The sequence below is a fragment of the Micromonospora sp. ATA51 genome (genome assembly GCF_016802855.1).
In the GTDB taxonomy this organism is placed as follows: Bacteria; Actinomycetota; Actinomycetes; order Mycobacteriales; family Micromonosporaceae; genus Micromonospora; species Micromonospora sicca.
The window spans coordinates 1-12,321 of record NZ_JAEVHJ010000203.1; the positions used below are offsets into that span (position 1 = coordinate 1).

The 12,321-nt window shown below is 74.3% G+C and carries 14 protein-coding genes, 1 pseudogene and 1 riboswitch; of the genes and pseudogenes, 9 read left to right on the forward strand and 6 right to left on the reverse strand.

Annotation, left to right across the window (positions count from 1 at the left end; all coding sequences use genetic code 11):
- Positions 1 to 260: 260 nt before the first annotated feature.
- Positions 261 to 1,355 (reverse strand): type VII secretion-associated serine protease mycosin, encoded by a 1,095-nt coding sequence (mycP, locus tag JNW87_RS25660; RefSeq protein ID WP_238454561.1) that lies wholly within the window; start codon positions 1,353 to 1,355, stop codon positions 261 to 263.
- A gap of 232 nt (positions 1,356 to 1,587) precedes the next feature.
- Positions 1,588 to 1,917, reverse strand: a complete 330-nt coding sequence (locus JNW87_RS25665; protein WP_109800810.1) for a MarR family winged helix-turn-helix transcriptional regulator — start codon at positions 1,915 to 1,917, stop codon at positions 1,588 to 1,590.
- Between the two features lie 229 nt (positions 1,918 to 2,146).
- Here JNW87_RS25665 and JNW87_RS25670 point away from each other — a divergent pair, with 229 nt between their 5' ends.
- Positions 2,147 to 2,812 (forward strand): carbonic anhydrase, encoded by a 666-nt coding sequence (locus tag JNW87_RS25670; protein WP_109800809.1) that lies wholly within the window; start codon positions 2,147 to 2,149, stop codon positions 2,810 to 2,812.
- Positions 2,813 to 2,895: 83 nt separating this feature from the next.
- On the opposite strand, the gene JNW87_RS25675 is transcribed toward JNW87_RS25670, so the two are convergent.
- Both JNW87_RS25675 and JNW87_RS25680 read right to left on the reverse strand, forming a co-directional pair.
- Positions 2,896 to 3,918: a hypothetical protein gene (locus JNW87_RS25675; RefSeq protein WP_109800808.1), complete on the reverse strand. Its 1,023-nt coding sequence runs from the start codon at positions 3,916 to 3,918 to the stop codon at positions 2,896 to 2,898.
- A gap of 4 nt (positions 3,919 to 3,922) precedes the next feature.
- A riboswitch (cyclic di-AMP (ydaO/yuaA leader) is annotated at positions 3,923 to 4,053 on the reverse strand.
- A gap of 154 nt (positions 4,054 to 4,207) precedes the next feature.
- Entirely contained in the window at positions 4,208 to 5,539 is a 1,332-nt protein-coding gene (locus JNW87_RS25680; RefSeq protein WP_109800807.1) for a YibE/F family protein, read from the reverse strand.
- Positions 5,540 to 5,751: 212 nt separating this feature from the next.
- Between JNW87_RS25680 and JNW87_RS25685 the strand changes: the two genes are divergently transcribed.
- The 3 genes from JNW87_RS25685 (at position 5,752) to JNW87_RS25690 (ending at position 6,941) form a co-directional block, all read left to right on the forward strand.
- On the forward strand, positions 5,752 to 6,201 hold the full coding sequence (locus tag JNW87_RS25685; RefSeq protein WP_238454562.1) for a hypothetical protein: 450 nt from the start codon (positions 5,752 to 5,754) through the stop codon (positions 6,199 to 6,201).
- Positions 6,202 to 6,303: 102 nt separating this feature from the next.
- A complete protein-coding gene (locus tag JNW87_RS40830; RefSeq protein WP_309234043.1) occupies positions 6,304 to 6,489 on the forward strand; it encodes a hypothetical protein in 186 nt (61 codons plus the stop codon).
- Positions 6,490 to 6,500: 11 nt separating this feature from the next.
- Positions 6,501 to 6,941, forward strand: coding sequence for a DUF305 domain-containing protein (locus JNW87_RS25690; protein WP_309234045.1), 441 nt, complete (start codon positions 6,501 to 6,503; stop codon positions 6,939 to 6,941).
- A gap of 91 nt (positions 6,942 to 7,032) precedes the next feature.
- On the opposite strand, the gene JNW87_RS25695 is transcribed toward JNW87_RS25690, so the two are convergent.
- Together JNW87_RS25695 and JNW87_RS25700 are read right to left on the reverse strand one after the other, a co-directional pair.
- Positions 7,033 to 7,242, reverse strand: a complete 210-nt coding sequence (locus JNW87_RS25695; protein ID WP_238454565.1) for an SHOCT domain-containing protein — start codon at positions 7,240 to 7,242, stop codon at positions 7,033 to 7,035.
- Positions 7,152 to 7,451 carry a metal-sensitive transcriptional regulator gene (locus JNW87_RS25700; RefSeq protein ID WP_109800804.1) on the reverse strand — a complete coding sequence of 100 codons (300 nt, stop codon included), beginning with the start codon at positions 7,449 to 7,451 and terminating at the stop codon, positions 7,152 to 7,154. The genes JNW87_RS25695 and JNW87_RS25700 overlap by 91 nt, the downstream gene beginning before the upstream one ends.
- A gap of 115 nt (positions 7,452 to 7,566) precedes the next feature.
- On the opposite strand from JNW87_RS25700, the gene JNW87_RS25705 reads away from it, so the two are divergent.
- From JNW87_RS25705 to JNW87_RS25725, 5 genes and pseudogenes are all read left to right on the forward strand, one after another.
- Positions 7,567 to 7,776 carry a heavy-metal-associated domain-containing protein gene (locus JNW87_RS25705; RefSeq protein ID WP_109800803.1) on the forward strand — a complete coding sequence of 70 codons (210 nt, stop codon included), beginning with the start codon at positions 7,567 to 7,569 and terminating at the stop codon, positions 7,774 to 7,776.
- Between the two features lie 35 nt (positions 7,777 to 7,811).
- The gene (locus JNW87_RS25710) at positions 7,812 to 8,777 is read left to right on the forward strand and encodes a hypothetical protein (protein ID WP_109800802.1); all 966 of its coding nucleotides are present in this window, start codon (positions 7,812 to 7,814) and stop codon (positions 8,775 to 8,777) included.
- Positions 8,778 to 8,791: 14 nt separating this feature from the next.
- Positions 8,792 to 11,046: pseudogene (locus JNW87_RS25715) on the forward strand (heavy metal translocating P-type ATPase).
- Positions 11,047 to 11,137: 91 nt separating this feature from the next.
- Entirely contained in the window at positions 11,138 to 11,713 is a 576-nt protein-coding gene (locus tag JNW87_RS25720; RefSeq protein WP_238454563.1) for an IS607 family transposase, read from the forward strand.
- Positions 11,710 to 12,321: helix-turn-helix domain-containing protein (locus JNW87_RS25725; RefSeq protein WP_238454564.1), on the forward strand; the 612-nt coding region annotated here is incomplete at its 3' end. The genes JNW87_RS25720 and JNW87_RS25725, both read left to right, overlap by 4 nt.

Sequence of the window (12,321 nt, forward strand, 5' to 3'; positions counted from 1 at the left end):
GTGGTGCGCGGGGCGCCGGCGCCCGGGGCGGCGTGGCCGGCATGGGCCACGGTGGCGGCGCCGGGTACGGCGAGGAGGACACCGCCCGCAACACCTGGCTGGAGGAGGACGAGGACATCTGGGGTGCCGACACCGGCGGCACGCCGGGGATCCTGCGCTGATCGCCGACCGGTGCCGGCCACGGAGACGTGGCCAGGCGCCGGTCGCGGGCGGTTCCGTCCAGTGTCGGCCGTCCGGTGTCGACCGCCAGGTGTGGACGGTCAGGCGTCGAGCGGCGTCGAGCGGCGTCCGGGGCGCCAGCCCCGCCGGCGGCCGAGGGTCAGGACGGGCCGGACCGCCAGCAGGACGCCCGCCAGCAGCGCGCCGACCGCGGCCGTCCAGATCGCCACGGTCCGCTGCCAGGCCAGCGGGTCGGCCGGCGGGACGGGTTCCGCCATCGCGCCGGGCGGCGGGTCCGTCCGGGTGCCGAGCAGGCTGGTCACCGCCCGGTACGGGTTCACCACCCCGTACCCGACCTCGGCGTTGTGCCCGTCGGGCGGGTTGTCGGCCGTCCGAGTGAGCCGGAAGGCGACGTCGGTGGGGGTGAGCTCCGGGTGGGCGGCGCGGACCAGCGCGGCCACCCCGGAGACGTACGCGGCGGCGAAGCTGGTGCCGCCCTGCGGCTCGGCGAGGTAGCCCGCCCCCTGTGGCGCCGGGCCGACGATGTCCAGCCCGGGTGCGGCGATGTCGACGTAGTCGCCCGCGACCGAGGTGCCGACGTGGCCGCCCTGCGCGTCGACTCCCGCCACGGCGATCACCCCGGGGTACGCGGCCGGGTACGCCGGCTGGTCCTGCTGGTTCTCCTGCCGGTTGCCGGCGGCGGCCACCACGACGACCCGCTTGCCGAGCGCGTAGGCGATCGCGTCCTTCAACTCCGGCCGGTCCAGCGTCACGAGGGAGAGGTTGACCACGTCGGCGCCCTGGTCGACCGCCCACCGGATCGCCTTGGCGATCTCGCCGGGGAGCGCCTCGTCGGTGGTGCGCTCGGTGGAGGCCAGCACCCGTACCGGCAGGATCCGCGCCTCGGGCGCGATGCCGCTGTACGGCGTGCCGGTGCCTTCCTGGCCCGCGATGATGCCCGCCACGATGGTGCCGTGGCCGGCCAGGTCGCACTGCCCCCGGAGCCGGGCCAGGCCGTTGAAGTCGTCACCCCCGAGCACCCGGCCCTTGAGCAGGGGGTGGGTGGGTGAGACGCCGGAGTCCACCACGGCCACGGTCACGCCCTCGCCCCGGGTGATCCGCCACGCCGACGAGGGGTCGAGCCGGCGCAGCGCCCACGGGGCCTCGGTCGGGCCGGGGCGCCGGGCCGGCCGCACTTCGGCGTCGCCGCCGACGCCGGTGGCGGGGCCACCAGCAGGGTGCCGAGCAGCACCGCCGCCGCTCCACAGAGGACCGCCCGAGACCGGTGTCCGGTACGGGCGCGCAAAGTCGTTCCGTCCGGCCGCAAGCTGTCGCGCACGCGGTGAGATTACCGTCGTCGTGCCCGTCGCGCGGTGACGGGCGGGCCCGCCCGACCGCGGCCCGCCGCCGTGTCGCCGCGCGGCCGGCTCAGGAGCCGGTGGCGGGTTCGGCGGTGAAGAGGGCGAGCAGGGCGCCGACCTGCTGGTCGGCCTCGGCGGGGTGGCGGAAGTGGCCGCTCGGGTTGATCGTGTACTCGTTGCGCCGGCCCACCCGGGTGCGGCGCAGGTAGCCGCCCGCCTCCAGGTCGGCGACGATGGCCTGGGCGGCCCGTTCGGTCACCCCCACCTCGTCGGCGACGTCGCGCAGCCGGGCGGTGGGGTTTCGCGCGATGGCCAGCAGCACGTGCCCGTGGTTGGTGAGGAATGTCCAGTTCCGGCTGCTCCCGTTCTGGCCTGCTGTCGTCGCCATGTGCGTCATCGTATGGCCCTTCGTTCGCGTTTCCGGCCCTGCCCTCGCCCCGGCGAGGCGGGGCGGTCCCGGCCGTGGTGGCCGCACTCGTCCCGCGGTCAAGTCCCAGTCAACGTATGAAATCCGTATCACGTAAATCTTGACGTGCCTTCGGCTGCGTGTGACGGTTGGGGCCGAGGCCGCCTGCGCCGCCGGCCCGGCTGACCAGGTCGTTTCGCGCGAGGACGAGGTGAGGGAATTGACCCCGACCACTCCGGAGCAGGCACTCGCCGAGTTGCACGCCGGGAACCGGCGGTTCGTCACGGGCGTTCCGCGCCACCCCAACCAGGATGCCGGCCACCGGGCGGCGGTCGCCGACGGCCAGCACCCCTTCGCGGTGATCGTCGGCTGCTCCGACTCCCGCCTCGCCGCCGAGATCATCTTCGACCGCGGCCTGGGCGACCTCTTCGTGGTCCGGACCGCCGGCCACACGACGGGTCCCGAGGTGCTCGGCAGCGTCGAGTACGCCCTGACGGTGCTCGGCACCCCGCTGGTGCTGGTGCTCGGGCACGACTCCTGCGGCGCGGTGCAGGCCGCCAAGGAGGCGGTCACCACCGGCAGGACCCCCGCCGGGCACCTCGGCGCGGTGGTCGATGCCGTGGTGCCCAGCCTGCGCCGGGCGGCGGCGGAGGGCGTCGAGGACATCGACGGCATCGTCGACATCCACATCGCGCAGACCGTCGAGGCGCTGCTGGCCAGCTCCCCCGTCCTGGCCGGTGCGGTGGCCGCCGGGCGGTGCGCGGTGGTCGGCATGTCGTACCAGCTCGGCGCGGGCGAGGTGCGGACGGTGGCCACCGTTCCGGCGGGTGCGCCGACCAGGCCGCCCGCCCAGGTCGAGCACCCCACGCCCACCGCCGTCGGCTGACGCCGCGCCACCGGCACACGACGACCGAGGGGCCGTCCCGCGCGGTTCGGCGGGACGGCCCCTCGGCCGTGGTACGTCGTCGGTCAGAGCAGCGACATGTGCACGTGGTCGGTGTGGTTGGACGGCCCGCTGTAGGACTTCCAACCGGTCGCCGGGAACCAGATCTGCCGGTTCCAGATCACGTAGTAGATGCCGAGCCGGTCCGCGTTGCGGATCAGGAATGCGGCGACGTTGTTGCCGTACATCCGGGTGTCGTTGTTGTGCCAGGGGGCGAACCCGCTGTTCTGCAGCGACCAGTCGCAGGCCCGGCCCTTCGGGTGCTCCCACGGCCCGCCGGACCGGTAGCAGCCGGCGAAGCGGTTGAAGCCGGCCCGCCTCACCTCCTTGTACGCGTGCAGCGTGCGCGGCGTGATGCAGCCGGAGGTGGTGGGGTCGTTCTCGCTGCACGACTCCGGCTTCCAGTCCCCGTCGGCGGTGCGGCCGGGGCCGATCCGGGCGACCGGCGAGGTGGCCGAGACCAGGCCGCCGGTGAAGCCCTTCCCGCCGACCAGGGCGAGCGCCTTCTCCGTCTCGACTTTCTCCCGGGCCATCGCGTTCGTCAGCGTCTGCTGGGCGCGCACCTCGGCGTCGAGCGCCAGCTTGGCCTGTTCGGCGCGGTTCTTCGCCGCGTTGACCTCGGCCAGCTTCTGCGCGTTGACCATGTTCAGCTCGTCCAGGGCGGCGGCCCGCCGGACGAACGAGTCCGGGGCGTTGCTCTCCAGCAGCATGGCCACCGCGCCGATCCGGCCGGTCCGGTACGACTGTGCCGCGATCTGGGACACCTGCGGGCGCAGGGCGTCCAGCTGGTGCTGCGCCGCGCGTACCTCCAAGGCGAGCTGGAGCTGGCGCTGCCTCGACTTCGCCAGCTTGGTCTTCGCCTGCACGTAGTTGCGGTTGGCGGCCTCGATGGCGTCGGTGATGAGCTTCGGCTCGGCGTCCTCCTCGTGCCCCGAGGGGGTGGGGGGCGTCGTCGGCGCCGCGATCGCCGGCGCGGGGCCGGCGACGATGGTGAACGCGGTGAGCACGGCCACCACGGGGGTCAGCCAGCGGCGCAGGGGTGCCGTCACAGTGTTCCCTTCCGTCGACCGCCGACCGGGTTAGCTGACGGGTTCGGGGCGGAAGTGGCCCCTACCGCTGGCGCGGATTCACCCCATGTACCTGGTTCCCCGGTTCGCCGTACGGCGATTGGGCGGCGGTACCGCAGGCGCCGCTGCGCGCCTTCGGCGGTGACCGGCAGCGAGGTTACCCGAGAGTCCTCCCGAGGATCTACGTCCGGAAGCCGACTAAAAGCGGTAATTCGACGGCCAGCTCCGTGACCAGCATCGCGTTTGGCGCGGGCGGTCACGCTGCGCAGTTTCACCATGCGGTGTCCGTGCTCCTCCCCGGTCCGGTCCGGCCGCCGTGGGCGTCCCCGGTCGCGCCGCTGCGTGGTGCGCTGAGCGCCGCCAGCGCGGCGTCCGGCTCCGCGGGGGGACGGGACGCCGGCGCGGCGGGCTGCCCCGCGCCGCCCCGACCGGCGGTGGTCACCACGGCCGCCAGGCCGGTGGTGAGGGGTACGGCGGCGATCAGGCCGATCGTGGCCACCGCGCTGCGAACGATCTCCTGCGCCATGAACTCGCTGGTGAGGATCTCGCTCACCGGCCGCGAGTCGGCGACGAGCAGGAGCAGGAGCGGCAGCGAGGCGCCCGCGTACGCCAGCACGATGGTGTTGACCGTGGAGGCGATGTGGGCGCGGCCGACGCGGGTGGCCGCGCGGTAGAGCTGCAACCGGGACAGCCCCGGATTGGCGTGCGCCAGCTCGGTGACGGTGGCCGCCTGGGTGACCGTCACGTCGTCCAGCACGCCCAGCGAGCCGATGACGATGCCGGCCAGCAGCAGCCCGTGCAGGTCGACGTCCCGCTGGAACATCGACAGCGTGGTGGCGTCCTCGCTGCCGAATCCGGTCAGGTGGGTGGCGGCGGTGGCGAGCGTGCCGAGGACACCGGTCAGCACCAGGCTGCCGAGGGTGCCGAGAACCGCCACCGAGGTCTGCGCGGTGATCCCGTGGGTCAGGTACAGCACCACGAACATGATAAGCGCCGAGCCGACGATCGCCACCAGCAGCGGTGGCTGGCCGGCGCCGATCCCCGGCAGCACGAAGCCGAGCAGGATGGCGAAGCTCGCGACCAGGCCGCCGAGCGCGGCCAGCCCCCGCCAGCGGCCGAACGCGACGATGGCGACGGCGAACAGTGCCGCCAGCCACACCAGCGGCTTGCCCCGCTGGTGCTCGGCGATGTTGTAGCTCTTCGTCGCGGGGTCGGCCGGGTCCACCAGTTCCACCAGGACGATCCGGTCGCCGACCTCGACGGTGGGCGCGCCGGGGCCGACGGGAATCGGGGTCTCCACCTGGCGGCCGGCGTCCGGGCCCTGCTCGACCGCCACGCGGACGGTGCCGCAGGGCCCGGCGGAGCCACCCGGGGTGCCCTCCGGCACCTCCGCCGCCGGCGGGCACGGCTCGGTGACCACCCGGGTCACCGTGCCGTGGTAGCGCGGCACGTCGGCCGCGCGCTCCGGGGCCGGGGTGTCCCGGGGCCAGAGCACCAGGGCGGCGAGCACGCTGAGGACGAACAGCGGGACCACCGTGGCGACGAGGATCCGTCGTACGCCCGGCGGGGCGGCCGGAGCTGGACCGGTGTGGTCGGCGCCCATGGTGAGTCTCCCAACGGTTCTCAGGCGAGGTACGTGTCACCGGGCCGGTCGGTTCACCGGGCCGGGACAGGCGTCCGCCGGTGCGGCGGTCGCCGGGGCCGTCGCAGGGAATGCTAGTCAGGCCGACCGGCGGTCCCGCCGGGCGGCGCTCCGCGGCGCGGAGCGGGCCATTCCTCCCGACCGGTACGACCCGGCAGGTTAGCGTGGTCTCCGTGCGTACGGAGGCGGTGGTGACGCCCGGACGGTGGGTCCGGCTCCTGCTGCTGCTCAGCACGCTGGTCGGGCTCGCCGCCATGCACACCCTCGGCCACGGCGCGCACGCCTCCGGTGGGCACCGGGCGGGTCACGAGACGCAGCGCGCCGGGCACCACCTCGATCTTTCGGCGGTCCTCGCCGAGGCGGTCGCGACCGTCGCCGCGGCGGTGGCCGACTGCCCGGGTGACGGCTGCCACGCCCGCGCGCTCCCGCTGACCGGTCCCAAGGACGACCGGTCGGGGTGGAGCGTCTGCCTGGCGGTGCTCGGCGCGTTCGCCGTGGCGCTGCTGGTCGCCGTGCTGCTGCGGGCCGGTTCGCGGCCCGTCGGACGGCCGCCCGCGGATCGCCGCGACCCGCCTGCGGACCGCGGGCCCCGCCGCCCCGGCCCTTCGCACTGCGTCTGGTGACGGCGTCGGTGCTGCGCAGATAGGACGCCCGACGCGGGTGGCCGTCCGGTGACCCGCGTCCCGTGTCCGCTGCGTACGTTCCGACACCGAAAGGTCTTTCCTGTGTTCACTCGTACCATCGCGCGTCGTGCCGCCCTGGCCGGCGCGACCGCTCTCGCCGCGCTCGCCCTGGCGGCCTGCGGCGACGCCGACCACTCGACGTCCGGCTCCGGCCACAACATGCCGGGCATGGGCGGCGCCGGCACGCCCACCGTGGGCGCTCGGCATCGTTCGCCGAGGCCGACGTGATGTTCGCCCGGATGATGATCCCGCATCACCAGCAGGCCGTGGAGATGGCCGAGCTGGCCGACAGCCGGGCCGCCGACCCGGAGGTGAAGAAGCTGGCGGGGCAGATCAAGGCTGCCCAGGCGCCGGAGATCGCCACCATGAACGGCTGGCTCACTGCCTGGGGCGCGCCGGCGCCGTCGGCGAGCGCGGGTCACGGCACGCCGGGGATGACTCACGGCATGCCCGGCATGATGTCCGACGCCGACCTGGCGAAGCTCGAGGCGGCGTCCGGGGTCGACTTCGACCGGCAGTTCCTGACCATGATGATCGCCCACCACGAGGGCGCCATCACCATGGCGCAGGAGGAGATCGCGAGCGGCGCCAAGCCGGACGCCCGGGCGCTCGCTGAGCGGATCGTCACCGCCCAGCGGGGCGAGATCGACCTCATGAACAAGATCCTCGACCGGCTCTGAGTCCCACCTGCCGGGTGTCCGGTCCGCCCCTGCGGCCCGGGCGCCCGGCGTGGCCGGCCGGAGCGCGCTCGTCAGGGGTGGGCCGGGCGGTTCACGTCAGGCCGGCGCGACGACGGCGGTACTCCTCCTCGTCGATCTCGCCGCGGGCGTACCGCTCGTCGAGGATGCGCCGGGCCGGGGAGGGCGCGGTCCCGCCCAGTTGACCGCCGATCAGCCGCGCTTCATCAGCCGGCCGACGGCGGCCATCATCTCGCCGGCCATCTCGTCGGCCCGTCCCTCGGCGGCGCCCTCGTGCATGCAGTGTCGGGCGTGTCCGTCGAGCAGGCCGAGCGCCACCTTGTCGAGGGCGGCCTGGATGGCGGAGATCTGGGTGAGCACGTCGATGCAGTACCGGTCGTCGTCGACCATCTTCTCGATGCCGCGGACCTGGCCCTCGATGCGGCGGAGCCGCGCGAGCAGTTGGTCCTTGCTGGCGGTGTAGCCCCGGGTCGGGGTCGTCGGTGCGGTCATGACGTCCAGGATAGCGTACCCCTCGGGGGTATGGTACGGTCCTGATCAGGTCCGGATACCCCAAGGGGGTACCGGTAACGTGAGATAGCATGGGAACGGCGGAAGGGGAGTTGCGATGGTCACCACCACCTACCAGGTCCAGGGCATGACCTGCGGGCACTGCGTCAGCTCGGTCAGCGCCGAGGTCGGCGCGATCCCGGGCGTCAGCGACGTCCAGGTCGACCTGGCCTCCGGCCAGGTCACCGTCACCAGCGAGAGCCCGTTGGACCCGGACACCGTCCGCGCCGCCGTGGACGAGGCCGGCTACGACCTCGTCGGGGCGTGACGGGTCCGCGGACCCGAAGGAACCGAGGTATCACGATGAACACGGCGACGAAACTGAGCGGCTTCGCCCTCGGCCTCGCGGCGGTGTTCGGCGCGACGTACGGGGTCGGCCAGCTGGCCGCCCCCGGCGCCCCCGCCGCCGCCACCCGCCACGACGCCACCGACGCCGGTCACACCGACGGTGACCACGCGACCGGCACCGCCACCACCAGCCACCTGCCCGGCGGACTGCTCGTCTCCGACCGCGGCTACACCATGCGGCCGGTGACCGCACCGGCCGGCGTGTTCGCCTTCCGGATCACCGGCCCGGACGGCGCGCCGGTCACCCGCTACGACGTGGCGCACGACAAGCGGATGCACCTGATCGTGGCCCGCCGCGACCTCTCCGGCTTCCGGCACGTCCACCCGGAGTTGGCCGCCGACGGCACCTGGCGGGTCGCCTCGCCGCTCGCCGGCCCCGGGGTCTGGCGGGCGTTCGCCGACTTCACGCCGACCGGCGGGCAGGCGCTGACCCTCGGCGTCGACGTCACCGTCCCCGGCGCGCTGGAGCCCCGGCCGCTGCCGGCCCCCGCCACCAGCACCACCGTCGACGGCTACACGGTCACCCTCGCCGGCGCCCCGCAGCCCGGCCGCACCGCCGAGCTGACCCTGACCGTCAGCCGGGACGGGAAGCCGGTCACCGACCTGCAGCCCTACCTCGGGGCGTACGGGCACCTGGTGGCGCTGCGGCAGGGCGACCTGGCGTACCTGCACGTCCACCCGGACGGCGCCCCCGGTGACGGGCGCACCCCGGCCGGGCCGGAGATCCGATTCGCGGCCGAGATCCCCTCGGCCGGCAGCTACCGCCTCTACCTGGACTTCCGGCACGGCGACGCGGTGCACACCGCCGAGTTCACCGTCGTGGCCGGCGAACCCGGCGCACCGGCGACCAGCGCGCCGGCCGCCACCACCGCACCAACCGCGGACGCCGGGCACGGCGCCCCCGGTCACGGGCACAATTGACAGGAGGTGCCGCGATGACATCGACCGCCAAGTCCCTGCCGGTCGCCCCGAACCTGATCGAACTCGCGATCGGCGGCATGACCTGCGCGTCCTGCGCCGCCCGGATCGAGAAGAAGCTCAACCGGATGGACGGCGTCGAGGCCACCGTCAACTACGCCACCGAGAAGGCCACCGTCCGGTACGCCGACGAGGTCAGCCCGGCCGACCTGATCGCCACCGTGGAGAAGACCGGCTACACCGCCGTCGTACCGCCGCCGCCGCGGCCCGCCGGGTCGGCGGCCGCCGCCGAGCCGGTGGACGAGCTGCGCGGGCTGCGTACCCGACTGTGGGTGTCGGTTGCCCTGGCCGTGCCGGTGGTCCTGCTGGCCATGGTGCCGGCCTGGCAGTTCGACTACTGGCAGTGGCTGTCGCTGACCCTGGCCGCCCCGGTCGTGGTGTACGGCGGACTGCCGTTCCACCGGGCCGCCTGGATCAACCTGCGGCACGGCGCGGCGACCATGGACACCCTGGTGTCGCTGGGCACCCTGGCCGCGTTCGGCTGGTCGCTCTGGGCGCTCTTCCTCGGCGACGCCGGCATGCCCGGGATGACCCACCCGTTCCGCCTCGACATCACCCGCACCGACGGCGCCGGCAACATCTACCTGGAGGCGGCGGCCGGAGTCACCGTCTTCATCCTCGCCGGCCGCTACTTCGAGGCCCGCTCCAAGCGGACCGCCGGCGCCGCCCTGCGCGCCCTGCTGGAGCTGGGCGCCAAGGACGTGGCGGTGCTCCGTGGCGGCCAGGAGGTCCGCGTCCCGGTCGACCAGCTCGCGGTCGGGGACCGGTTCGTGGTCCGGCCCGGCGAGAAGGTCGCCACCGACGGCGTCGTCGAGGAGGGCGCCTCCGCGGTCGACGCCAGCATGCTCACCGGCGAGTCGGTGCCGGTCGAGGTGCGGCCGGGTGACACCGTGGTCGGCGCGACCGTCAACGCGGGCGGCCGGCTGCTCGTCCGGGCCACCCGGATCGGCGGGGACACCCAGCTCGCCCAGATGGCGAAGCTGGTCGAGGCGGCGCAGACCGGCAAGGCGGCCGTGCAGCGGCTCGCCGACCGGATCTCCGGGGTCTTCGTGCCCATCGTGATCGCCCTGGCCGTGGGCACGCTGGCTGGTGGCTCGGCACCGGCGCCGGGACGACGGCCGCCTTCACCGCGGCGGTGGCCGTGCTGATCATCGCCTGCCCGTGCGCCCTCGGCCTGGCCACGCCGACCGCGCTGCTGGTCGGCACCGGGCGGGGCGCCCAGCTCGGCATCCTGATCAAGGGCCCGGAGGTGCTGGAGTCCACCCGGCAGGTGGACACCGTGGTGCTGGACAAGACCGGCACCGTCACCACCGGGAAGATGACCCTGGTCGACGTGCTCCCCGCCGCCGGTCAGGACGCCGCCGAGCTGCTCCGGCTGGCCGGGGCGCTGGAGGCCGCCAGCGAGCACCCGATCGCCCGGGCCGTCGCCGCCGGCGCGGCCGAGGCGGGAGCGCTGCCCACCGTGACCGGGTTCGGCAACGTCGAGGGGCTCGGCGTGACCGGGTCGGTCGACGGCCGCGAGGTGCTGGTCGGGCGGCTCCGGCTGCTGCGGGAGCGGGGTATGCACGTACGGGAGGAGGTCGTGCGGACGGTGACCGACGCGGAGGCCGCCGGACGGACGGCGGTCCTGGCCGGCTGGGACGGTCGGGCCCGCGGGGTCCTCGCGGTGGCCGACGTGGTCAAGCCGACCAGTCGGGCGGCGGTCGCCCAGCTGCGCGGGCTCGGACTCACCCCGGTGCTGCTGACCGGCGACAACGCCACGGTCGCGAAGGCGGTGGCCGCCGAGGTGGGCGTCGACGAGGTGATCGCCGAGGTGCTGCCGGCCGACAAGGTGGACGTGGTGCGGCGGCTCCAGGCCGAGGGGCGGACGGTGGCGATGGTCGGTGACGGGGTCAACGACGCCGCCGCGCTCGCCCAGGCCGACCTGGGGCTGGCCATGGGGACCGGCACCGACGTGGCGATCGAGGCGTCCGACCTGACCCTGGTCCGCGGTGACCTGACGGCCGCCGTGGACGCGATCCGGCTCTCCCGGCGGACCCTCGGCATCATCAAGGGCAACCTGTTCTGGGCCTTCGCCTACAACGTGGCCGCCCTGCCGCTCGCCGCCGCCGGCCTGCTCAACCCGATGATCGCCGGGGCCGCGATGGCCTTCTCGTCGGTCTTCGTGGTGGCCAACAGCCTGCGGCTGCGTCGCTTCCGCCCGGTCGGCTGACGTGGGCTCCCGGGCTCACCGTCGGCGAGCGCCCGTTGGTGACGGAGGGGGTTCCAATAGTTGAGTTGACGGTATGCGATGGTGTGCAGCGGTGAATTTGAAGGAGTGGGCGAGGTGGGAAGGGGTCCATCCGGTAACGGCGTATCGCTGGTTTCGGGAGGGCAAGTTGCCTGTGCCCGCTCGCCGGGTCGGCGGTCTGATCCTGGTGGAGCCGCCTGCCGGCCCGGCCCCGGCCGAGACCGTGGTGGTATTTGCCGGGGTGTCGTCGGCGGACCAGCGCGTTGACCTGGACCGGCAGGTCGCCCGGGTCACCGCGTGGGCCACTGGGCGGAACGTTGCGGTGGCGCGGGTGGTCACCGAGGTCGGCTCGGTGTTCAACGGCCGCGGTGAGAAGTTCCTCGCGCTGCTGCGCGACCCGGCCGTGACCACGATCGTGGTGGAGCACCGGGACCGGTTCGCCCGGTTCGGCGCCGAGTACGTCGAGGCCGCGTTGACCGCCCAGGGCCGTCGGCTGCTCGTGGTCGACCCGGCCGGGGTGGACGACGACCTGGTCCGCGACGTGACCGAGATCCTGACCTCGCTGTGCGTCCGGCTGTATGGCCGCCGGGCGGCGGCGAATTGGGCCGAGCGAGCGGTGGCTGCCGCCACCTCGGGTGATGCCGGGTGAAGCGGTACGAGGCCCCCGCGGGCTGGACCGTGCAGGCGTACAAGTTCTGCCTGGACCCGGCCGACGAGCAGAGCCTGCGTCGGCACGCCGGGGCGGCCCGGTTCGCCTTCAACCACATGCTCGGCCGGCTCAGCGCGGTCAAGGCCCAGCGCCTGGCGGAGGCGTCCTACGGGGTCGCTGAGGCGGACCTGACGCCGTGGCAGGGCTGGTCGCTGCCGGACCTGCGGCGCACCTGGAACCACCTCAAGCATCCGGTGGCGCCGTGGTGGCGGGAATGCTCCAAGGAGGCGTTCAACACCGGCCTGGACGCGCTCGCCCGGGCGCTGGCCAACTGGGCGGCGTCACGCAGCGGCAAGCGTAAGGGCCGCAAGATGGGCTGGCCCCGGTTCAAAGGCAGGGCCGCGGCCCGGTCGGTGCGGTTCACCACCGGGGCGATCCGGGTGGACGCCGACCGGCGGCACGTGGTGCTGCCCCGGCTGGGCCGGATCCGGACTCACGAGTCGGCGCGCAAGCTGGCCCGCCGGGTCGAGGCGGGCACCGCGAAGATCCTGTCCGCGACCGTCACCGAGACCGCCGGGCGCTGGTTCTGCTCGTTCCAGGTCGCGGTC

Excerpts from the sequence above, each read along its gene's own strand:
- JNW87_RS25665 (WP_109800810.1), bottom strand. The coding sequence starts at position 1,917 with ATGACGCACATGGCGACGACAGCAGGCCAGAACGGGAGCAGCCGGAAC.
- JNW87_RS25680 (WP_109800807.1), bottom strand. The coding sequence starts at position 5,539 with ATGGGCGCCGACCACACCGGTCCAGCTCCGGCCGCCCCGCCGGGCGTA.
- JNW87_RS25710 (WP_109800802.1), top strand. The coding sequence starts at position 7,812 with ATGAACACGGCGACGAAACTGAGCGGCTTCGCCCTCGGCCTCGCGGCG.
- JNW87_RS25705 (WP_109800803.1), top strand. The coding sequence starts at position 7,567 with ATGGTCACCACCACCTACCAGGTCCAGGGCATGACCTGCGGGCACTGC.
- JNW87_RS25700 (WP_109800804.1), bottom strand. The coding sequence starts at position 7,451 with ATGACCGCACCGACGACCCCGACCCGGGGCTACACCGCCAGCAAGGAC.
- JNW87_RS25690 (WP_309234045.1), top strand. The coding sequence starts at position 6,501 with ATGATGATCCCGCATCACCAGCAGGCCGTGGAGATGGCCGAGCTGGCC.